Annotated in this window: 20 protein-coding genes; 18 read left to right on the top strand and 2 right to left on the bottom strand. The window is 47.5% G+C overall.

All coding sequences use genetic code 11. The features are described from left to right. Nucleotides 1–6: 6 nt before the first annotated feature. The gene (gene hisS / locus ACX0G9_RS15865) at nt 7–1,365 is read right to left on the bottom strand and encodes a histidine--tRNA ligase (protein ID WP_459065911.1); all 1,359 of its coding nucleotides are present in this window, start codon (nt 1,363–1,365) and stop codon (nt 7–9) included. Between the two features lie 61 nt (nt 1,366–1,426). After that, nucleotides 1,427–1,942 (bottom strand): low molecular weight protein-tyrosine-phosphatase, encoded by a 516-nt coding sequence (locus tag ACX0G9_RS15860; protein WP_459065910.1) that lies wholly within the window; start codon nt 1,940–1,942, stop codon nt 1,427–1,429. 248 nt (nt 1,943–2,190) lie between these two features. Here ACX0G9_RS15860 and ACX0G9_RS15855 point away from each other — a divergent pair, with 248 nt between their 5' ends. The 18 genes from ACX0G9_RS15855 (at nt 2,191) to ACX0G9_RS15770 (ending at nt 20,662) form a co-directional block, all read left to right on the top strand. Beyond that, on the top strand, nt 2,191–2,424 hold the full coding sequence (locus ACX0G9_RS15855; RefSeq protein WP_459065909.1) for a hypothetical protein: 234 nt from the start codon (nt 2,191–2,193) through the stop codon (nt 2,422–2,424). Between the two features lie 116 nt (nt 2,425–2,540). Beyond that, nucleotides 2,541–3,422 (top strand): PstS family phosphate ABC transporter substrate-binding protein, encoded by an 882-nt coding sequence (locus ACX0G9_RS15850; protein WP_459065908.1) that lies wholly within the window; start codon nt 2,541–2,543, stop codon nt 3,420–3,422. A gap of 159 nt (nt 3,423–3,581) precedes the next feature. Further along, entirely contained in the window at nt 3,582–5,288 is a 1,707-nt protein-coding gene (locus ACX0G9_RS15845) for a tetratricopeptide repeat protein (protein WP_459065907.1), read from the top strand. A gap of 237 nt (nt 5,289–5,525) precedes the next feature. Continuing rightward, nucleotides 5,526–5,936 carry an NADH-quinone oxidoreductase subunit A gene (locus ACX0G9_RS15840; protein WP_459065906.1) on the top strand — a complete coding sequence of 137 codons (411 nt, stop codon included), beginning with the start codon at nt 5,526–5,528 and terminating at the stop codon, nt 5,934–5,936. A gap of 370 nt (nt 5,937–6,306) precedes the next feature. Further along, entirely contained in the window at nt 6,307–6,897 is a 591-nt protein-coding gene (locus tag ACX0G9_RS15835) for an NADH-quinone oxidoreductase subunit B (RefSeq protein ID WP_459065905.1), read from the top strand. Between the two features lie 54 nt (nt 6,898–6,951). Next, nucleotides 6,952–7,590: an NADH-quinone oxidoreductase subunit C gene (locus tag ACX0G9_RS15830; protein ID WP_459065904.1), complete on the top strand. Its 639-nt coding sequence runs from the start codon at nt 6,952–6,954 to the stop codon at nt 7,588–7,590. Nucleotides 7,591–7,595: 5 nt separating this feature from the next. Next, on the top strand, nt 7,596–8,822 hold the full coding sequence (locus ACX0G9_RS15825; protein ID WP_459065903.1) for an NADH-quinone oxidoreductase subunit D: 1,227 nt from the start codon (nt 7,596–7,598) through the stop codon (nt 8,820–8,822). Nucleotides 8,823–9,101: 279 nt separating this feature from the next. Continuing rightward, nucleotides 9,102–9,602 (top strand): NADH-quinone oxidoreductase subunit NuoE family protein, encoded by a 501-nt coding sequence (locus ACX0G9_RS15820; RefSeq protein ID WP_459065902.1) that lies wholly within the window; start codon nt 9,102–9,104, stop codon nt 9,600–9,602. A gap of 21 nt (nt 9,603–9,623) precedes the next feature. After that, a complete protein-coding gene (locus ACX0G9_RS15815) occupies nt 9,624–9,839 on the top strand; it encodes a hypothetical protein (protein ID WP_459065901.1) in 216 nt (71 codons plus the stop codon). A gap of 39 nt (nt 9,840–9,878) precedes the next feature. Then, on the top strand, nt 9,879–11,231 hold the full coding sequence (gene nuoF, locus ACX0G9_RS15810) for an NADH-quinone oxidoreductase subunit NuoF (protein ID WP_459065900.1): 1,353 nt from the start codon (nt 9,879–9,881) through the stop codon (nt 11,229–11,231). A 162-nt stretch (nt 11,232–11,393) separates the two neighbouring features. Continuing rightward, nucleotides 11,394–12,479: an NADH-quinone oxidoreductase subunit G gene (locus ACX0G9_RS15805; RefSeq protein ID WP_459065899.1), complete on the top strand. Its 1,086-nt coding sequence runs from the start codon at nt 11,394–11,396 to the stop codon at nt 12,477–12,479. A 108-nt stretch (nt 12,480–12,587) separates the two neighbouring features. After that, nucleotides 12,588–13,661, top strand: coding sequence for an NADH-quinone oxidoreductase subunit NuoH (gene nuoH / locus ACX0G9_RS15800; protein WP_459065898.1), 1,074 nt, complete (start codon nt 12,588–12,590; stop codon nt 13,659–13,661). A gap of 143 nt (nt 13,662–13,804) precedes the next feature. After that, a complete protein-coding gene (locus tag ACX0G9_RS15795) occupies nt 13,805–14,350 on the top strand; it encodes a NuoI/complex I 23 kDa subunit family protein (RefSeq protein WP_459065897.1) in 546 nt (181 codons plus the stop codon). 86 nt (nt 14,351–14,436) lie between these two features. Beyond that, nucleotides 14,437–14,949 carry an NADH-quinone oxidoreductase subunit J family protein gene (locus ACX0G9_RS15790; RefSeq protein ID WP_459065896.1) on the top strand — a complete coding sequence of 171 codons (513 nt, stop codon included), beginning with the start codon at nt 14,437–14,439 and terminating at the stop codon, nt 14,947–14,949. Nucleotides 14,950–15,112: 163 nt separating this feature from the next. Continuing rightward, nucleotides 15,113–15,442, top strand: a complete 330-nt coding sequence (gene nuoK / locus ACX0G9_RS15785) for an NADH-quinone oxidoreductase subunit NuoK (RefSeq protein WP_459065895.1) — start codon at nt 15,113–15,115, stop codon at nt 15,440–15,442. Nucleotides 15,443–15,652: 210 nt separating this feature from the next. Continuing rightward, on the top strand, nt 15,653–17,563 hold the full coding sequence (gene nuoL, locus ACX0G9_RS15780) for an NADH-quinone oxidoreductase subunit L (RefSeq protein ID WP_459065894.1): 1,911 nt from the start codon (nt 15,653–15,655) through the stop codon (nt 17,561–17,563). An 89-nt stretch (nt 17,564–17,652) separates the two neighbouring features. Continuing rightward, the gene (locus tag ACX0G9_RS15775) at nt 17,653–19,122 is read left to right on the top strand and encodes a complex I subunit 4 family protein (protein WP_459065893.1); all 1,470 of its coding nucleotides are present in this window, start codon (nt 17,653–17,655) and stop codon (nt 19,120–19,122) included. Nucleotides 19,123–19,267: 145 nt separating this feature from the next. After that, on the top strand, nt 19,268–20,662 hold the full coding sequence (locus ACX0G9_RS15770) for an NADH-quinone oxidoreductase subunit N (protein ID WP_459065892.1): 1,395 nt from the start codon (nt 19,268–19,270) through the stop codon (nt 20,660–20,662). The last annotated feature ends 499 nt before the right edge of the window (nt 20,663–21,161 follow it).

Genomic DNA, 21,161 nt, shown 5'->3' with positions numbered 1-21,161 from the left:
TGCATTTTAAAAAGAGTATTCCACCAGGGCCATCTGCGTCAGCGTCTCCTGCGAACCTTTTTTTAGATCTTTTACGACGCAGGTCCCTTCAGCCAATTCCTTACTGCCCAGGATCACTGCGAAAGCAATATTTTTTTTCTCTGCGTATTTGAATTGTTTGTCGAATTTGGCATTTTCATGATAGAGCTCACAGCGGATGCCTTTGTCCCGTAATTGATGCATCAGCCCAAAAGCAGTGCGCGATTCCGCATCCCCCAGATTAAAAAATAAAACCTGCGACCCGGCCTGAACCTCTTCAGGAAACAACTTCAGTTCTTCCAATACATCATAGATCCGGTCCACTCCAAATGAAATCCCGACACCGGGAATACCTGGTACGCCAAAGGTGCCGGTAAGATCGTCATACCGTCCCCCGCCTCCAATGCTGCCTATGGCAACGCCTTTTGCTTTTACTTCGAAGATCGTTCCTGTGTAATAATTAAGCCCTCGGGCCAGGGTGAGATCAACCAATAGAGAGCTGGCGGGAGTATAATTCAATATATATTCCGTTTCTTCGATTCCTTTCAACCCCGTCGCATTCCCGGCGAACAAAGCTTTTACCTGAGCCAGTTTCTCTTCATTCGTTCCATCGATGGCCAGGTATTTTTCTATGATCGCGATCTGACTATCATTCAAACCCCGCTGCCCCAATTCTTCCTTTACCTTTTCCAGACCGATCTTGTCCAGCTTGTCAATAGCAACGGTTATATCAGTCATCTTATCCATTCCGCCACTTACCTCAGCCAGGGCAGCCAGAATTTTGCGGCTATTGATCCGGATCTCTATTCCCAATCCCAAATTTTTAAAAACAGTATCATAGATAGCTGCCAGTTCCACTTCATTTATTAACGCAGCACTGCCTACCACATCTGCATCACATTGATAAAACTCCCGGTACCGCCCCCTTTGCGGACGATCGGCCCGCCATACCGGTTGCATCTGGTAACGTTTGAAAGGGAAGCTCAATACGCCATGATTCATGGCCACATAACGGGCAAAGGGAATTGTGAGGTCATAACGCAAAGCTCTTTCGGTTAAACCTGTATCATTTTTTCCCTGTAAGGCACGTTCAAAAGCTGCCTTGGATTTTTCGATGTTTTTCGGATCGCCCAGACCGTTATTCAGGATCTTAAAGATCAGTTTATCTCCCTCATCCCCATACTTGCCCATCAAGGTATCCAATTGTTCCATGGCTGGTGTTTCCAGGGGTTGGAAGCCAAATAATTCAAACGTATTACGTATCGCGTTAAAAATATAGTTCCGTTTGCGGACCACATCGGGCCCGAAATCCCTGGTGCCTTGCGGTAAAGATGGCTTTTTACTCATATAATATATATGTTCCGTATGGCACCTTCTGGTGCCCGTTAAAGGTTAATTGCAAAATTCATCAACGCGTATTCTTCACAGCATACCGCTCCACGATCTTCTCACAGGCTTCATCCAACATCTCAAACACCTCATGGTATTCAGATTCCGGCCCGGACCAGGGATCGGGAACGTCTTTATCGAGGCCGGGATAAAGCTCGTTCATGATCAGATGAACCCTGGACGCATCGTATTGTTTTCCGGCTATCCGCTTCATTTCGTTCACGACATCTCCGGCCATGGCATAGATCTTATCAAAATTCCGGAAATCGTCCGCTTTGAACTTACGGGCTCTTTGATGGCTGATATCTATTCCATTCAGTAAGGCTACTTTTTGGGAAAGGGGATGCGGTGGCTCCCCGATATGATATCCATTGGTTCCGGCACTATCTACTTTCCAATTAAGGCCGGACTGCTGAGCCTTCTGCCGGAGAATACCTTCGGCCAACGGACTGCGGCAAATATTACCCAGGCAGACCATCAAAACAGAGGCCACGGGTTGCTTTTCTGCAGGCGTATCTTCTTTTCCATTACGCATAGTCGGCAAAAGTAAGCCGCATGGCGCAAGGTTCAAGCGGACAAGACCGGTTTTTATGGAATGAGGCTTGGTTTGGCATCTTACCCCTTGAAACCTTAGAGAAACCTTCCAAAATCACCTGCAAACCTGCTGAAATCCTTTGAAATACTGATATTAATTAGAATTTAATAAGTATTTGGTCTTATATGGTTGGTTCTTTTTAACGTTATTTTCTTAATTTGCCCGACCATTCAAAAATTATTGGTTACATGCAAAACGAGGCTCCGGACAGGCGAAAGAAGGCATATGAGCAGCGAAGGTCGATCCTCGATTACGGGATGGGGTTGATTATATTCGGTTTTGGGGTCTTCTTCCTGATTGCCCCAAAATTGGGATTCGATTTCGGGATAGATAAATTTTATCGTTATGCCTTTTCCGGTCTCTGCCTGCTTTACGGGGGATTTCGTGCTTATCGTGGGTATCAAAAAAAATATTTCGATTAATGCGAGACTTTTTCAGGCATATTATTGGTACAACAGTGCAAAAAAACAGATGGATAGCTGATAATAATTCGTTGTTATGCAACCGATTAACTAAAGCGGTTATTAGCACTCCCATAATGTTCGCCTTGTTAATAAGCGGCTGCAGCAGTCCCAATTCCAAAACACCTAAGGAAACACCTACTTCCGGGACGCTCCGGATCAGCGTGGACGAATCTTTCCGGCCGGTCATCGACTCACAAATCAAAGTATTCGAATCCTCCTTTCCCGATGTAAAGATCATTCCCGAATACAAACCGGAAGCAGAATGCTTCCGGGATCTGACCACGGATAGCACGCGGATGGTCATAGTCACCCGGGCTTTGAGCAAAGATGAGGAAAAATTCTATGTTGATTCCTTCCACCTTATACCGGCTGTGGGCGAATTAGCCTATGATGCCGTAGCACTGATCGTTAATAATCAATCAAAAGACTCGATTTTCGAAATAAAGGATATCGAGACCCTGCTGGAAGGCAATTACAAACAGCATTTCGCGGTTATGGACGGCTTATCGGCGACCAGTACGGTCAGATATGCCATCGATTCGATCCTGAAAGGCAAAACTTTAGGAAAAAATGTGGTGGCGGCCAGGTCGAGCGAAGGGGTCATCAATTATGTGGCGTCAAATCCACAAGCTGTAGGATTTATAGGGGTAAATTGGATCGGCGACCAGGATGATCCCCAGCAATTAGGTTTCCTGAAAAAGGTGAATATTGGCTCTGTCCGCTGTGTCCGGTGCCTCGGACCGACCTATGTTAAGCCTTATCAGGCAAATATTGCCTTGAAGCGTTACCCCTTGGTCCGGAGTTTGTATTATATATTAAAGGAGAATTATAGCGGAGTCGGGAATAATTTTGTTAATTTCCTGCAATTCGAGAGGGGGCAGCTGCTGTTCAGAAGAGCCTACCTCTGGCCGGTGAAGATGTCCTTTGACGAACGCAATATCCAAATCTCGAAATAATTGAAGCGCTGAACCGAAAAAGGATTAGCCTAAACATACTGTTAAATAAGGCAAAACAGGCCGATAAGGATGGAAGAAACAACGTAATTAATAAGGGAATTCAGGATTTATATTTTAAGCCAGATTTAATACATTTACAACTTTAAACAGCGAACTCACATGAACAGTAAGATTCGGTACAGCCTTCTGGTGGCAGGATTGGTAGGGCTTAGTAACTTATTATTTGCTCAGACCGTAGAGCAGGGAAAGAAATTTTATTATTATCAGCGCTATAAAAGCGCCCTTGATGCATTTGATAAGACGTTGGCCTCAAATCCCAACAGCATCGATGCTGTTTATTGGAAGGGGCAGACCCTGATCCAGCAAAAGGATTCTGCCGGTGCCGAAACCTTGTACAAAAAGGCCCTCGAGTCGAATGGCAATGCGCCTTTATTACTGGTAGGGATCGGACATATCGAACTAAAACAAGGGAAAACGGCAGATGGCCGTCAACGTTTTGAAATGGCCCTCACCCTTACGAAGTCCAAAGACGTGAATGTTATTAATGCGATCGGATGGGCTAATGTGGAAGCAAAAAGCGGTGATGCCGCTTATGCGATTGAAAAACTGAATCTTGCCACCCAGGTCAAGAATTTCAATAATGCAGATACCTATCTGATCTTAGGCGATGCTTACCGTAAGATGATCGACGGAGGAAGTGCTGTTCAGTCCTATCAAAAGGCATTGACCCTGGATTCAAAGAATGCAGCAGCCAAATTCAAGATCGGCATGATCTATCTGACCCAGAATAACAAGGATTACTTCATTCCTGCTTTCGAAGAAGCTACTCAGCTGGATCCTAATTATGCGCCGGCTTTTTATCAGCTCTATTTCTACTATTTCTTCCGGGATATCAACAAAGCCAAGGATTATTATGACAAATACCTGGCTGTATCCGACCCCAGCCCGGAAAACGATTATGAAAGAGCCAGTATCAAATGGGCAAGTAAGGATTTTGACGGAGCTATCACCCAGGCGAAGGCTGATCTGGCTAAGTTGGGAGATGCAGCTACCCCCAAATATTACAAGCTGATCGCTTATTCTTATGATTCCAAAGGTGATTCCGTAAGCGCAAAAGATTTCCTGGATCAATACTTTACCAAACAAAAGCCCGACGGATTCCTGCCAAAGGATTATTCCTTCCGTGCCCAGTTGTTGTCCAAATTCCCTGGAAATGACTCCCTGGTCAATCTGAATTACCAGACCGCTCTTTCTAAGGATACAGCTCAGGCCGAAAAGATCGACATCATCAAGGAAGCCAGTGATCTTTTCAAAAAGAAAGGAAATAAGATGGCTTCTGCTTATTGGCAGGGACAATTATACAATACCCTGAAGTCCCCGGTCAATACGGATCTGTATAATTTAGGGATCGCTTATTACCAGGCTGCCAGTTACAAGTCAGCCGATAGCGTATTCTGCGGTATCTATGAATCGAAATACCCTACCGAGATCTATGGTTATCTCTGGTGCGCACGCAGCAAACAAGCCCAGGATGATTCGACCAATTCCCAGGGATTGGCGGTAGAGGCTTATGATAAGCTGGCCCAGATGGCCCGCGGACTGGACTCGACGGCAAAAGTTGCGGGAACCGCGGATTCTGTTAAATACAAGACCCAGATCACTTCCTCTTATTTCTTTCTCGCCCAATATTATAATGATATAAAGAAAGATAAACAGACGGCGATCGGATACCTGGAGAAGGTTTTGGAAGTTGATCCCACGAATGCAACGGCAGTAAAATTCCTGGAGATGCTGAAAAGGCCACCGGCCAAACAGCCCGCCGCTAAGCCAAAATCGGCTGGAGGAGCAGGAGCCACTAAAAAGTAAAAGTCAGATATAATCTGCGGTCCCCCAAAATGCCCAGGCATTTTAAGAGACAAAAGACGAAAGCGGCGGGGCCAACAAGTTTTATTGTGTTGGCCCCGCCGCTTTATTTTTGGTATTTTAATTCGAATAAGTTGGAAATTACGGTGGCTGTCTTATTTTTGCTACTTGGAAATTCACTGTTGGTGGATCTCCAAGAACCGTTGAACAGACCAAATATCCCGAAGTAATCCTTTAAAAATGGACATTTTTCTACTACAGGCCAATACCCTTGCTGATTCTAATCTAAGTAATTCATATAGTTATTTTCCTATCGGTGTCCAGTTTTTGTTCGCAATAGGCTTTGTAGTCCTGGTCCTGGCAGTGACCCACTTATTGGGCCCGACCCGCAAAACCGCGGAAAAACTCCAAAACTTTGAAAGTGGTATCGAAGGCGTGGGCAATGCCCGCCACCCGATGGCCATCAAATATTTTTTAGTAGCTATCTTATTCGTACTGTTCGACGTAGAAGTTATCTTTTTCTACCCCTATGCCGTGAATTTCAGGGAACTGGGGTGGATGGGATTCGGTGAAGTATTATTGTTCGTTGGTTTTTTCCTGACCGGCTTTTTGTATATCATTAAAAAAGGAGCCCTGAATTGGGAAGACTGACCGGAGGTCAGTCGCCCGAAGGGTACCCGAGCGTAGGCGATGGGTACGAACTAGGAGGAACAAGGAACGCCGTTCCGCCGAAGTTCTGTAAGATTAGGAGGTCGCTAGCGACCCGTGTGCGGAGGCTGCTTTAGCAGCCTACCTGCCTACGAAGAGGAACCAAGCCAGGAAAAAGACAAAGCAATAAATTTTAGCGATTCCAGTTTAAATAGTGCGTTTTACGTTGATTTACCGTTATTATTCGCTTTCGGATTTAGTATTAAAATTGTAAGGCCTGAACCCCTCCTATCACTCGATTGTTAGTAATACTGCTGCTGCCATTGGAAAAGAGGTTGGTTTATTCCTTCATTTTACTTTAAAATTATAAGATATGGCACGTCCGGTTAGGTTCAATATACATCCCATCCAGGCTGATATAAAAGACAATATCAGTTTAGCCAATATGCCCGAAGGGTATACCGGTGAAGGCTTTTTTGCCACCAGTATGAGCAGCGTGGTTGGACTCGCCCGCAAAAACTCCCTTTGGCCCATGCCTTTTGCCACTTCTTGTTGCGGAATCGAATTCATGGCTACCATGGCTTCTCACTATGATCTGGCCCGTTTTGGAGCGGAAAGACTTGGTTTTTCTCCCCGGCAGTGCGATTTGCTGATGGTTATGGGAACGATTGCCAAGAAGATGGGACCGATCGTCAAGCAGGTTTACCTGCAGATGGCAGAACCCCGTTGGGTTATGGCTGTAGGAGCCTGCGCTTCCAGCGGTGGAATCTTTGATACCTATTCCGTATTACAGGGGATCGACCAGGTCGTTCCTGTGGATGTCTATGTACCCGGTTGCCCTCCACGGCCCGAGGCGATCCTGGACGGCTTCATGCGAATCCAGGACCTGGTAGGACAAGAAAGCCTGCGCAGAAGGAACAGTGAGCAGTACAAACAATTGTTGAATAGTTACGGAATCCAGTAAGGAAATACAGGATTACAGTATATAAAAGGAACACATCAGGAACATTAAAAGGGTATGGCACTAACCAACGAAACAATTAAAGAGCGATTGATCGGTAAATTTGGAGACCAGCTTACAGGTTGGTCGGCGCCTTACGATCTTTTGACCTTCGAAGCGCCTAAAGATCTGAATCTGAAGGTAATGCAATTCCTGTTCGACGATGAGGAGTTGCGTTTTCAGTTTTTAACGGACCTCTGTGCCGTACATTATCCCGATCAGGCGGGCCGGGAAATAGCTGTTGTGTATCACCTGCATAATCTGGTGGACAATATCCGGATCCGGTTTAAGGTGTTTACGCCCGTGGCGAAGCCGGATGTCTATACGGCTACCCAGCTTTATTCTTCGGCGAACTGGATGGAGAGGGAAACTTATGATTTTTACGGGGTCAATTTCGTCGGCCATCCCAATCTGAAACGCATATTGAACGTGGATGAAATGGATTATTTTCCTATGCGCAAGGAATTTCCCCTGGAAGACCAGACCCGTATCGATAAAGATGACGCTATGTTTGGGCGGGGCCATTTACCGGAAGCAGCCAACAGGGGTCCGGTAGAAACACCCAGAAAGGATAATGAACCGACGATGCCGGCGAGCGGAACTCCCGGAGCCGCAGGACAGAAGCAGGACTGGTCGAATGAAACGACGAAAATCTAAAGAAAATGAGTACCGAGCATCATATAAAATTACCGGAAGGAAGTATCGAGAAGACGACGTCTACCTTGAACCTGGGACCAACCCATCCGGCTACGCACGGGGTTTTTCAGAATATCCTGGAACTCGATGGCGAACGGATCGTCTCTGCCGAGCAAACGGTAGGATATATCCATCGTGCTTTTGAAAAACTTGCCGAACGTCGCCCGCTTTTCCAGATCACGACACTGACGGACCGTTTGAATTACTGTTCTTCTCCGATCAATAACATGGGCTGGCACCTGACCTGCGAGAAATTGCTGGGGGTGAAAACGCCTAAAAGAGTGGATTACCTGCGTGTCATTATTATGGAGCTGGCCCGGATCTCGGATCATCTGATCTGTAATTCCGTGGTTGGAGTGGATTCCGGTGCCTTTACCGGTTTCTTATATGTGATGCAATACCGCGAACTGATCTATGAGATCTATGAGGAGATCTGCGGTTCCCGGCTGACGACCAATATAGGCCGGATCGGTGGTTTTGAACGCAATTTTACCAATGCGGCCTTTGAAAAACTGGAGAGGTTCCTGGCTGAATATCCCGGTGTGCTGAAGGAGTTCGAGAACTTGTTCACCCGTAACCGCATATTCATGGAACGTACCATTGGTGCGGGCCCCATTGCAGCAGAAAGAGCGCTGAATTATGGTTTTACAGGGCCCAACCTTAGAGCTGCAGGTGTAGATTATGATGTCCGCGTGCATAGTCCTTATTCCAGTTACGAAGATTTTGAGTTCGATATACCCGTAGGCAAAACCGGGGATTGTTATGATCGTTTCCTGGTGCGGAACCAGGAGATGTGGCAGTCGCTGCGGATCATTGAACAGGCTTACCGGAAAGTGAAGGAATTCAAAGGCGCGGAAGCGGAGATATTCCATGCGGATGTTCCGGCTTATTACCTGCCTGAGAAAAAGGATGTTTATACGAAGATGGAAGCCCTGATCTGGCATTTTAAGATCGTAATGGGTGAGACGGAAATTCCTCCCGGAGAAGTTTACCAATCGGTAGAGGGGGGCAATGGAGAACTGGGCTTCTACCTGATCAGTGATGGAGGCCGCACGCCTTACCGCCTGCATTTCCGCCGTCCCTGTTTCATCTATTACCAGGCCTATTCCGAATTGACGAAGGGAGCGATGCTGAGTGATGCGGTGATCGTGATGAGTTCGCTGAACCTGATTGCAGGGGAGATGGATGCCTAATCGCCCGGAGGGCGATTGGCCGTAGGCCCGACATGAGAGGGAGGAAAGGCTGCTGTTCACAGCAGCCGGGCACAGCTGGGGAACCCGGCCCCTTCAGGGGTCGCTGAAAAGGCCGCTTTAGCGGCCGGGGAAGCACTCCGAAGAGCAGAAGGCCGAAATGCCCGCGAGAAGTTAGAACTGAAGAATTCGCTGAACAGAAGAGCTAAATTCGAACGAACCGTCGCAACATTGCTGAACAAAGAAAGGAAGCCGATTAATGGAAATATCACATTTTTAGATATGATCAAATTTTCAGACGAGAAATTAAAGAAGGTGGAAGAGATTATCGCCCGGTATCCGGACGGTAAGCAGAAGAGTGCTTTGTTGCCTGTCCTGCATATTGCGCAGGAAGAATTCGGAAACTGGCTCAGTCCGGAGTCGATGGATTATGTGGCGACTTTACTGAAGCTGGATCCGATCGAAGTGTATGAAGTAGCGACCTTCTACTCCATGTACAACCTGAAACCGGTAGGACGTTATTTGTTCGAGGTTTGCCAGACCGGGCCATGTATGCTGCGGGGTTGCGATGAGATTATCGAATATATAAAAGAGAAACTGAATATAAAAGTGGGAGAGACGACGGCGGACGGCATGTTCAGCCTGAAGACGGTGGAATGCCTTGGCGCCTGTGGGTATGCGCCCATGATGCAATTGGGCAAACATTTTCGTGAACACCTGACCAAAGAGAAGGTGGACCAGATCATTGAAGAATGCAGACAGACGGCCGCTATGAATAACTAAAGGTTGATTAAACCGAATGTTATGAATAAGAAAAAAAACGTCATGACGGTGGTGGTTGTTATGGCATGCGCCGCCGTGCTGATGTTGGTCATCAGTTTTTTGATCAGAGACCCCGCTGCCATGGTCCTTAGATATCTGGCCCTGGCGGAATTGATCGGTCTCGCCATCACCTTGTTCCTTTATTATAACAAGGGAGATTGGTTTAAGGAAAGACCTTCGAGAGAAGATTATGATTGAGTATTAACGTACAAGCATAAGGCTAAACGCAAAAATAGCATGGGTAGAAAATTATTATTAGAAAAAGCGCATGTTCCGGGGATCGTCGGTTATGAGGTTTATCGCCGGGAAGGCGGCTACCAGAGCGTGGAAAAAGCGCTGAACAACATGACCCCCGACCAGGTTACCGATGAGGTGAAGAAAAGTGGACTGAGAGGTCGTGGTGGAGCAGGTTTTCCCACGGGTATGAAATGGAGCTTTCTGGCCAAACCGGAAGGCGTTCCCCGTTACCTGGTCTGTAATGCGGATGAATCCGAGCCGGGTACCTTCAAGGACCGTTACCTGATGGAATTCCTGCCGCATCTGCTGATCGAAGGGCTGATCATTTCTTCTTATGCCCTTGGCGCTAACCGCACCTATATTTATATCCGCGGCGAATACGCCTGGATCCCCGATATTTTAGAAAAGGCGATCGATGAAGCCAAGGCCAACGGATGGCTGGGTAAAAATATCCTGGGTAAAAATTACGATCTGGAGATTTATGTGCACCGCGGAGCGGGAGCCTATATCTGTGGTGAAGAAACGGCCCTGCTGGAATCTTTGGAAGGCAAAAGAGGAAACCCCCGTATCAAACCGCCGTTCCCCGCTATCAAAGGGCTTTGGGATTCTCCGACTGTGGTCAATAATGTAGAGACCCTTGCGGCAATCGGGCCTATTATCAATATCGGCGGCGAAGAGTATGCCAAGATCGGAGTCGGCAAATCCACCGGTACCAAACTCCTCTCTGCCTGTGGCAATATCAACAAACCTGGTGTTTATGAGATCGATATGACCATATCGGTCGAAGAATTTATATACTCGGACGAATACTGTGGCGGAATAGCCAATGGCAAACGCCTGAAGGCCTGTATTCCCGGAGGTTCATCGGTTCCCATTCTACCTGCGAACCTTTTGCTGAAAACGGTGAAAGGCGAGACCAGGATGATGAACTATGAAAGCCTGGCCGACGGAGGTTTTCCTAAGGGATCGATGATGGGCTCCGGTGGTTTTATCGTGTTGGATGAAGATCAGTGCGTGGTAAAACATACCCTGACCCTTGCCCGGTTCTATCGTCATGAAAGCTGCGGTCAATGTTCGCCCTGCCGCGAAGGAACGGGCTGGATGGAAAAGATTCTGAAGAATATCGAGACCGGAAAAGGAAAGAGCAGTGATATCGATCTGTTATGGGATATCCAGCGCAAGATCGAAGGCAATACCATTTGTCCGTTAGGTGATGCGGCGGCCTGGCCGGTAGCGGCAGCCATCCGGCATTTCCGCGACGAATTCGAATGGCATGTGAACAATCCTGTGGAGTGTTTGACAAGGAATTATGGGCTGGCAAATTACGCCGACCCACTTCAGGTGGCGGTGTAATTTGCCGCGCCGAAGGCGCAGACATGAGAGCGCGGAAAGGCTGCTGTTTACAGCAGCCGGGCACGATCACGGACCCCGACCGCTTCAGCGGTCGCAGAAAAGGCCGCTGGCGGCCTGACAAAAAAAGAGTATAGATAACGCAGATATAAATCAGTTTGACAAATGGCTGACGCACCTAAATTATTTAAAGTTACAATCGATAATATCACTATCGAAGTGGAAGCGGGAACCAGTATTTTACAGGCGGCCCGTAAGATCGGCGGCGATGTGGCGCCACCTGCCATGTGTTATTATACCAAGCTGAAAGGCAGCGGCGGAAAGTGCCGTACCTGCCTGGTAGAGGTAGCGGCGGGATCAACCGCTGACCCGAGACCGATGCCCAAACTGGTGGCCAGCTGCCGCACAAATGTCATGGACGGGATGGTCGTGAAGAACATCACCAGTGAAAAAGTGATCGATGCCCGTAACGGCGTTGTGGAGTTCCTGCTGATCAATCACCCGCTGGACTGTCCCATCTGCGACCAGGCCGGGGAATGCCATCTTCAGGATCTTAGTTATGAACATGGCAAGGAAGGCACCCGCTACGAATTCCAGCGGAGAACTTTTGAAAAACATGACCTCGGTCCTTATATCCAATTGCATATGACCCGTTGTATCCTTTGCTATCGCTGTGTATTCACGGCAGATCAGCTGACGGAAAAAAGGGTACATGGCGTATTGGACAGGGGAGATCATTCCGAGATCGCCACCTATATCCAAAAATCTTTGGATAACGATTTTATCGGAAATATCATTGACGTGTGCCCGGTTGGGGCTCTGACAGATAAGACTTTCCGTTTCAAGAACCGTGTCTGGTTCCTGAAGCCTGTAGAGGCCCATCGTAATTGCAACCACGCTAAATGCTCCGGAAAAGTAACGCTCTGGTACCGGGGCGATGAGGTTTTCCGCGTAACGGCCCGCAAGGACCAATGGGGTGAAGTAGAGGACTGGATCTGTAACGAATGCCGTTTTGAAAAGAAAAAGACCAGTGATTGGGAGATCGAAGGACCGACCAAGGTGAGTCGTCATTCAGTTATTTCCCAAGGACATTATGTTGGGGTAACCCAACCTCAGGAAGTATTGTATGAGGTGATGGATGGACGGAAACCCAAATTATTGATGGATATTCACAGCGTGAGCGAGGTGAACAAACCGGAGATCGATCTGTCCAGGATCAATCGTCCTGCCCATTCGACGGATTTCGATTAGATCGCAGATAGGCTGCTTCTTGCAGCAGCCGGGCAAATCCGGATAGCCAGGCGGCAACATCGGAGGGTGAAAAACGATAAAGAGTTGATTAAATAAACGATAAGAAGAATGCATCTTTTGTTACTAAACATTGATTGGATTTTACTGGCCGAGAAAGCATTACTGATCCTGATCATTATCAGCGTTTCATTGGTGATCGCCATGTATGAGACCTATATGGAACGCAAGGTGGCGGCCTTCATGCAGGATCGCCGCGGCCCCAGCCGGGCTGGCCCTTTCGGGATCTTGCAGCCTTTGGCGGATGGACTCAAACTTTTTATGAAGGAAGAGATCATTCCTTCTTCTTCCAGCCGTTTCTTATTTATCCTTGGACCTGCCCTGGCCATGATGACGGCGATGATGACCAGCGCGGTCATTCCCTGGAGCAGCCATTTCGAGCTTTTCGGACGGCATATCGATATGCAGATAGCAGATATCAATATTGGTATACTGTACATCTTCGGCGTAGTGAGTATGGGCGTTTACGGAGTCATGATCGGAGGATGGGCATCGAATAATAAATTCTCCCTGATGGCCGCCATCCGGGGCGCTTCGCAGATCATCTCCTATGAACTGGCCATGGGGCTGGCTATTATCGCCCTTTTGATGATCTCCGGCAGTCTGAGTCTGAAGACGATCGTCGAACAACAGCAGGCCAGTCATTATTATGTGTTGTATCAGCCGCTGGGATTCCTGATCTTTCTGGTTTGTGCCTTTGCCGAGTGTAACCGTACCCCATTCGATTTGTCCGAAGCGGACAGCGAACTGAACATGGGTTTTCACCAGGAATATTCTTCCATGAAACTGGGTTTTTATCTGTTTGCAGAATATATAAATGTTTTTATCAGCAGTGCGGTAATGTCTACGCTGTATTTTGGCGGATATGATATACCCTTTGTGAACGATGCGGCGCTTGCGCAGCATTGGGGGCAGAATCCGGTAGCCATCCTTCAGGCGGTGGCCCTGTTCCTCAAGGTCGTAGCCTTTATCTTCTTTTTTATGTGGGTACGGTGGACGGTTCCCCGTTTCCGCTATGATCAGTTGATGAATCTGGGCTGGAAGGTATTGATACCTCTGTCCCTGATCAATATGGTAGTGACGGGTTTTATCATATTATTACGCCAGAATCACTGGCATTTCTAAGGGACCCGGCAATTCAGGATCCCTGGTTTATCCAGGATCAGGGGTTTGGGAGGGTAGAAATTGTCAAACCTGGTTTGGCAAAATGAAGGGATAAAAATATTTTTGCGAACGCTCAAAACAATAACTGGCAAAACTGAACTCATATGCAAGCATTAACGAGCAGGGCTAAAACGGTGGACCGTAAACCAATGACGGTGTGGGAAAAGTTGTATCTGCCTGCGATCGCTAAAGGGATGAGCATTACATTCGGTCATATGTTCAAAAAAAGACCGACGGTGAACTATCCGGAGAAGACGAGGCCTTTCAGTGCCGTTTTCAGAGGGCTCCATGTCCTGAACCGGGATGAAGAGGGCCGCGAGCGCTGTACGGCCTGCGGTTTATGTGCCGTTGCCTGCCCCGCCGAAGCTATTACGATGGAAGGAGCTGAACGTCTGCCCGGGGAAGAGAATCTGTACCGGGAAGAGAAATATGCGGCCAAATACGAGATCAACATGCTCCGCTGCATTTTCTGCGGTCTTTGCGAAGAGGCCTGTCCGAAGGATGCGATCTATCTGTCCGAAACCTTTGCACCGGCGAATTATACACGGAAAGGGTTTATTTATGGAAAAAACGAGCTGTTGATTCCCGATCCCGTTACCCAACCCGAAGAATTTGCGAAGGCACGTGGCGAAAGGGCACCTAGGGTCTGATTAAAAGAAAACTAGGTTTGTCGGTAAATAATGCGGCTAAATAAAAAGAATAGTTCAATAAGTTTTATAAAATAACCAACGGTTCAATGGGTATCACACAAATTCTGTTCTGGTTTTTAAGCGTATTGGCGCTGCTGAGCGCTATCCTGGTAGTGGTCAGTAAGAATCCCGTTCACAGCGTATTGTGGCTCATTCTCGTGTTTTTTTCCATTTCCGGGCATTATCTGCTTATGAATGCCCAATTTCTGGCTATCGTTAACCTGATCGTATATGCGGGAGCGATCATGGTCCTTTTCCTTTTTGTATTTATGTTGATGAACCTGAACGCGGATACGGAACCCCAGAAAAATAAGTGGTTAAAGATCGCCGGCGTAGTGGCAGGGGGATCCCTGTTACTGGTCCTGGTGGCTGCCCTTAAGAAAGCAGATATGAAGAACCAGTTGGCGGAAATGAATAACGGAAGCATCGGGCTCATTCATAATCTGGGTATGACGCTGTTCAAGGAATATGTGGTGCCTTTTGAGATCAGCAGTATCCTGTTCCTCAGTGCGATGGTCGGTGTAGTAGTGATCGGAAAAAAAGAGTCGGCCCCCCTATGAGCTACGCTCGTAACCTTTGTCCCGTTCTTTGAACGGAACTCGGTTACCTAAAGGGGGAGTAATAATCCGGGTGAAGTTTTGAGTAAATAATTGAAATGAAAATTAGAAGAAATAAAAAGAGCAACGTTTTACTAAATATCCCCTTTAGGGGGAAGGGGGTCTTATGCCGATAAACTATTACATATTTCTGGCCGTAGCATTATTTTGTATTGGGGTGGCGGGTGTACTGACCCGGCGCAATGCGATCATTATCTTCATGTGTGTGGAGCTGATGCTGAATGCGGTGAATTTACTGATGGTCGCTTTTTCCAAGATGCACAGCCATGCGCTGGCCGCCATCAATCCGAATGCCGGGATCGACGGGCAGATCTTTGTGTTTTTTATCATGGTCGTTGCCGCCGCAGAAGTAAGCGTTGGCCTGGCCATCATTGTGATGATGTATCGTAATACACATTCGACGGATGTGAACTTTTTGAACCGGCTGAAACATTAACGTACACTGTCCGAAACGGAAAGCGGGACACAGAAAAACGGAAAAAAATCCTGACCTCAACGGAGAGGGGGATAAGAACAATAAAAAATAAGGAGTTAAAAAGTCTTTGGTTACCGGGAGGAGGTTTTAACAAAACGGCTGGTATATTGAAAATCAGCGGAGTTTTTGAAAGGTCCCAAACGGTAAACGGAAAAAGATTCAAAAGGTAGTATGAACAATATAATTAGTTTAGTTTGGTTGGTTCCCTTGCTTCCATTGGCCGGTTTCTTAATTAACGGTCTGCTGCGCAATAGCTTGTCAAAATCCCTTTCCGGAATTATCGGAAGCGGGGTGATCCTGGCCTCCTTTATATTGAGCCTGCTTATTTTCGGCCAGGTACGCCAGGAAGGATTCCAGCCAGCCATAATCAACCTTTTTGATTTTATCAACGTAGGCAGTCTGAAGATCCCCTTCGCTTTCCAGGTTGATCAATTGTCGATCCTGTTCCTCCTCATCATTACCGGGGTAGGCTTCCTGATCCATTTGTATTCTACGGCCTATATGCATGAGGAAGAACCTCCGCACTATGCCCGTTACTTCGCCTACCTGAATCTCTTCGTTTTTTCCATGTTGTTATTGATACTCGGCGCCAACTATGTGATCATGTTCATCGGTTGGGAAGGAGTGGGGCTTTGTTCCTATTTGCTGATCGGGTATTGGTTCAAGAATATTGATTTCGGCAACGCCGCCAAAAAAGCATTTATTATGAACCGTATCGGGGATCTTGGTTTCCTGATCGCCGTGTTCATGATGATCAGCAATTTCGGTTCCGTTACGTTCGGGGAAGTATTTGCCAAAGTGCAGACTACTCCTATTCCGGTGCTGACAGCGATCACCTTATTATTATTCGTAGGGGCTACGGGCAAATCGGCCCAGATCCCGCTATATACCTGGCTGCCCGATGCGATGGCAGGCCCCACGCCGGTATCGGCCCTTATCCATGCGGCAACGATGGTGACGGCCGGTATTTATATGATAGCCCGCAGCAACATCCTTTACACCCTGACCCCCATCACCCAAACGGTGGTTGCCGGGATCGGGTTGGCTACTGCTTTATTCGCCGCCACGATTGCGCTCAAACAAAACGATATTAAAAAAGTGCTGGCCTATTCTACGGTCAGCCAGCTTGGTTATATGTTCCTGGGTCTGGGCGTTGGCGCCTATACCGGTGCAGTCTTCCATGTAATGACACATGCCTTCTTCAAGGCGCTGTTGTTCCTTGGGGCCGGCTCCGTCATTCACGCCATGCATCATGAACAGGATATCCGTAAAATGGGAGGATTAAGATCCCATCTTAAAATAACCCATGCCACCTTTCTGATTGGCTGTATCGCGATTGCAGGTATTCCACCGTTCTCCGGTTTCTTCTCCAAAGACGAAATCCTGGCCGCAGCCTATGGCAAAAGCCCGGTTTATTTTATCATCGGTGTGATCACTGCCTTGCTTACTGCCTTTTATATGTTCCGTCTATATGCCATGACCTTTCTCGGTAAATTCCGAGGAACAAACGAGCAGGCGCATCATCTGCATGAAAGCCCTTCGGCCATGACTATTCCGCTCATCGTGCTGGCCATTCTGGCCGCGGTGTCCGGATTCCTGGGTATTCCCGAGGTCTTTGCACAACATGCACACTGGCTGGAACATTTCCTGGAACCGGTATTTGCCGGATCGGCAGCCCTGCAGGCAGAAGCCGGTGGACATACTCCCGCGAGTATGGAAATGGTACTGATGGGTATTTCCATAGCTGTCGCCCTGATCGGGACCTTTGCCGCCATTTCGCGTTTCACCCGCAAACCTGAACTGGATGAACCTACTGGTTTTGGAAAAGTGCTGGCCAATAAATGGTATGTGGATGAATTCTACGATGCCATCATCGTCAGACCGCTGGATGGCCTGGGTAAGTTCTTTAGCTTTTTTGAGAAAAATGTTATCGACTGGATTGTCAATGGTGTGGGTCGGCTGGTTCAATACGGCAGCCGTCAGATCCGTCTCGTACAGAGCGGCCAGGTAGGCGGTTATGTCCTGCTGATGGTGGTGGGGATCATTGTCCTGTTCCTGGTGGAATTGTTTGTGAAGAAATAGCTACAAGCCGAAAGCTTCAAGCTGCAAGTTTGGAGCCCTGTAGATTTCAACTGTATTGATAAAGTGAATTTGAATAATAATAGATACTCATGATCCCTGTTCTACTGATAGTCGTTCCGTTGGTGTGCGGGCTGCTCGGTTTCTTCGTAAAAAAAGAGAATAGCGCCCGGACCTGGTCCCTGTTATCATCCCTGGTCACCCTGGTGATCTCCTTATGGGGGCTGACCCTTGCCAAAGGATCCGGAAGCCTGAGCACAGACGTGGCATGGGTTCCTTCCCTGGGCAGCCGTTTTGCCGTCGGTTTGGATGGTATGGGACAGATCCTTACCCTACTGACCGCCATTTCCTTCCCGATCATTTTTGTCGCTACCTGGAGAGATCAGTACAAACGTTCCGGCAACTTTTTCGCCCTGATGCTGCTGTCACAGGCCGGTTTGATGGGTGTTTTCCTGTCCATGGATGCGCTCCTGTTCTATTTCTTCTGGGAACTGGCGCTGATCCCGGTTTATTTCCTCTGCTCGATCTGGGGTGGAGAAAAAAGAATTCAAGCTACCTTTAAATTTTTTATCTATACATTCACCGGTTCCATTCTGATGCTGGTTGGGATCATCTGGTTATACAGCCATACACCCGATCATTCTTTCTCCCTGGCTTCATTTTATAACCTGAGAAAAGTGATCAGCAGTTCGGATCAGATGTGGTTGTTCTGGTTGTTCTTTATCGCCTTTGGTATAAAAATGCCCATATGGCCCTTGCATACCTGGCAGCCGGATACCTATGAGCAATCGCCCACTGCCGTAACCATGGTACTTAGCGGAGTGATGGTGAAAATGGGACTGTTCGGAATCATCCGGTGGCTGGCTCCTGTCCTTCCCGTGGGAACCTGGGCATGGGGAGATACTGCTTCCGCCCTTTGTATCATCGGAATGATCTATGCATCACTGGTCGCTATTCAGCAGGACGACCTGAAACGCCTTATCGCCTACTCTTCCATTGCCCATATCGGTCTGATGGCCCTGGCCATCTTTGCCACTACGACCACCGGTATGCAGGGAGTAATGATCCAAATGTTCAATCACGGTATCAATATCTTAGGGATGTGGATCGTCGTCGAACTGATCGAACGCCAGTTCCATACCCGTAAAATATCAGAATTGGGAGGGCTTGCCCAAAAAGCGCCAGTCCTGGCCATTCTCCTGGTGATCGTGGCCCTGGCCAATGTGGCCCTGCCCCTTACCAATGCCTTTATCGGGGAATTTCTCTTATTCACCGGTGTTTACAGTTCCACCGCCACTCATTATAATGTAGTATTTACCGTCGTAGCGGGTCTCAGTATCATCCTGTCCGCGGTGTATACGCTCAATATGATCCAGCGGGTTTTCTTCGGTAATACCAACGCGCTGACAGAAAAAGCGAGAGATATTCACTCCAATGAGAAGATCGTACTGGCTGTTCTGGTCCTCATGATCCTGGTCATCGGGGTTTATCCAAAGCCGATGCTGGAATTGACGAAAGAGACGGTCGATACGATTATCACGAAGATGAATTATAAGATGTAGGAAAAAGAAGGAAGCTTCAGGCTATAAGCTGCAAGCTTCAAGTGTGAGGGAAGGGTAGGAGACGGAGAAGACGTTTGAATAAAAAGGAAATAAGATAAAAATTAGCCTGCAGCTTGTAGCTCGCGGCTTGTAGCTTAAAAAAGATATGAACGCAATAATTATTTCAGCTATCTGGGGAATTGTCCTGATGTTCAGCGGAATTATCACGGAGAACAAATCCACTGTCCGCATTATCGCCATCGTCGGCATCCTGTTGCTGTTACTGGTGAATTACGCGGATCTTACCGGCCATCACCTGTTCTCTATCGATACGCACAAGATGCTGTTCTTCGATACATTCGGTCTGCTGGCCAATTGTATCCTTTTTGGCAGCACCCTGATCTTTTTTCTGTTGTCCGGACGAGACTTTGAAAAAGTAGGGGCCAATGTGGCTGAATATTTTGCACTGATCTTCTTTGTGCTTTGCGGGGTAGGATTAGTCACCACCTTTAATACCTTATTGATGTTATTCCTTGGAATCGAGATCATCTCTATTCCTTTATATATTCTTACCGGCAGCGATAAACGCAATCTGAAAAGCAATGAGGCCGCCCTGAAATACTTCCTGATGGGAGCATTCTCAACGGGTCTGATGCTGTTGGGTATCGCCTTTTTATACGGAGCCAGCCAGAACGGCACCTTCATCATCGATGATCTGGGTATCGGTAAGGCGACCCTCTCTCCCTTGTACATGGCGGGTCTGCTTCTCTTGCTGGTATCTATGTCCTTCAAAGTCTCGGCAGCTCCCTTTCATTTCTGGACACCGGACGTCTATGACGGCGCACCAACCGTATTTACCTCATTTATGGCCACGATCGTAAAGGCTGCTGTTTTTATCGGGTTTGTACGTCTTTTCGACGAAGGATTCGGAGAAAGTAAGCTGAAATGGCAGTTATTCGTCGCCATCATCACTGCGGCTACCTTGTTCGTCGGTAACCTGACGGCCGTTTTCCAGCAAAGCGTCAAAAGAATGCTGGCTTATTCCTCCATCGCCCAGGCTGGTTTTATGTTATTTGGTGTGCTCGCTCAAAACGGGGTTGCCAAAGAAGGGATCATTTTGTACGCGGCTGCTTACAGCCTGGCCACGATCGGGATATTTTCCATCCTGGTGAAAATGAAGGATTTTACCTTTGATGGGTTTAACGGTCTGGCCAAACATCAGCCTTTGCTGGCCGCCACCTGTACTATTTTCCTTTTATCGCTGGCGGGCATCCCGCTCACTGCCGGCTTCTTTGCTAAATATTATATGCTGTCGGCTGTCCTGCAGACCGGCAAATTCCTCTGGCTGGTGATCTTCGCGGTTTTATGCGCGGTGGTCAGCGTCTACTATTATTTCCGGGTTATCCAGGCCATGTATTTCAAGGATGGGGATGATCAGGCTATCGAGGTTACTCCTATATTTAAGGGGCTGCTGGTAGTTGTGGCTGCGCTTATCATCCTGCTCGGGATCTTCCCGCAGACTTTGGTGGATAAGTTGTCGACGTTGATTTATACGTGGTAGATTTTGCTCCTTTGATTTAGGATTGGGACATTTATTGATATTTTTTAACGTGTACTATCGTGTCGTTAGCATAATGCTATTTTAAAGTGTATCATTCTGCGGTTTTGCAGGTAGGGTATCACACCTGTCGCCAGTTCTATTTAAATAATTATTTGTCTTTTTAATGGTATTTAAATATAACAATGCGCCATTTGCGATACGCCTACCGTGCCTGTAAGCAGGTTATGGGTGCTGGCACTTTTTTTTCATTCTTATAATTACTATAAGGTGCCATTGGTTTTCTTCAAATTAAAATGAAAAGTAGTATTGCCATCACAGGGTCGAGCCCATTCTTCTGTCGGTATTGGTTGGGCTGAAGTTTTGCTAACTATTGGGCTATTTATTAGTTGATGAGAAAAATCAGTCAATTTTTTTGTCCATCCCTGCCCAAAGCCTATAAAGCTGCCAAAATCTACGGAGCCCCCACCATCAAAAGAGACAAACGGCCCCCACCGTTTAT

This window comes from Flavitalea flava (assembly GCF_054461575.1).
This window is presented reverse-complemented; position numbering and strand designations above follow the sequence as displayed.

Bases quoted from the DNA above. Each gene is read 5' to 3' on its own strand.
- nuoF (WP_459065900.1), top strand. From the start codon at position 9,879: ATGGGTAGAAAATTATTATTAGAAAAAGCGCATGTTCCGGGGATCGTC.
- hisS (WP_459065911.1), bottom strand. From the start codon at position 1,365: ATGAGTAAAAAGCCATCTTTACCGCAAGGCACCAGGGATTTCGGGCCC.
- ACX0G9_RS15855 (WP_459065909.1), top strand. From the start codon at position 2,191: ATGCAAAACGAGGCTCCGGACAGGCGAAAGAAGGCATATGAGCAGCGA.
- ACX0G9_RS15850 (WP_459065908.1), top strand. From the start codon at position 2,541: ATGTTCGCCTTGTTAATAAGCGGCTGCAGCAGTCCCAATTCCAAAACA.
- ACX0G9_RS15820 (WP_459065902.1), top strand. From the start codon at position 9,102: ATGATCAAATTTTCAGACGAGAAATTAAAGAAGGTGGAAGAGATTATC.
- ACX0G9_RS15770 (WP_459065892.1), top strand. From the start codon at position 19,268: ATGAACGCAATAATTATTTCAGCTATCTGGGGAATTGTCCTGATGTTC.
- ACX0G9_RS15845 (WP_459065907.1), top strand. From the start codon at position 3,582: ATGAACAGTAAGATTCGGTACAGCCTTCTGGTGGCAGGATTGGTAGGG.
- ACX0G9_RS15815 (WP_459065901.1), top strand. From the start codon at position 9,624: ATGAATAAGAAAAAAAACGTCATGACGGTGGTGGTTGTTATGGCATGC.
- ACX0G9_RS15790 (WP_459065896.1), top strand. From the start codon at position 14,437: ATGGGTATCACACAAATTCTGTTCTGGTTTTTAAGCGTATTGGCGCTG.
- ACX0G9_RS15795 (WP_459065897.1), top strand. From the start codon at position 13,805: ATGCAAGCATTAACGAGCAGGGCTAAAACGGTGGACCGTAAACCAATG.
- nuoH (WP_459065898.1), top strand. From the start codon at position 12,588: ATGCATCTTTTGTTACTAAACATTGATTGGATTTTACTGGCCGAGAAA.
- ACX0G9_RS15835 (WP_459065905.1), top strand. From the start codon at position 6,307: ATGGCACGTCCGGTTAGGTTCAATATACATCCCATCCAGGCTGATATA.
- ACX0G9_RS15860 (WP_459065910.1), bottom strand. From the start codon at position 1,942: ATGCGTAATGGAAAAGAAGATACGCCTGCAGAAAAGCAACCCGTGGCC.
- ACX0G9_RS15805 (WP_459065899.1), top strand. From the start codon at position 11,394: ATGGCTGACGCACCTAAATTATTTAAAGTTACAATCGATAATATCACT.
- nuoK (WP_459065895.1), top strand. From the start codon at position 15,113: ATGCCGATAAACTATTACATATTTCTGGCCGTAGCATTATTTTGTATT.
- ACX0G9_RS15840 (WP_459065906.1), top strand. From the start codon at position 5,526: ATGGACATTTTTCTACTACAGGCCAATACCCTTGCTGATTCTAATCTA.
- nuoL (WP_459065894.1), top strand. From the start codon at position 15,653: ATGAACAATATAATTAGTTTAGTTTGGTTGGTTCCCTTGCTTCCATTG.
- ACX0G9_RS15825 (WP_459065903.1), top strand. From the start codon at position 7,596: ATGAGTACCGAGCATCATATAAAATTACCGGAAGGAAGTATCGAGAAG.
- ACX0G9_RS15775 (WP_459065893.1), top strand. From the start codon at position 17,653: ATGATCCCTGTTCTACTGATAGTCGTTCCGTTGGTGTGCGGGCTGCTC.
- ACX0G9_RS15830 (WP_459065904.1), top strand. From the start codon at position 6,952: ATGGCACTAACCAACGAAACAATTAAAGAGCGATTGATCGGTAAATTT.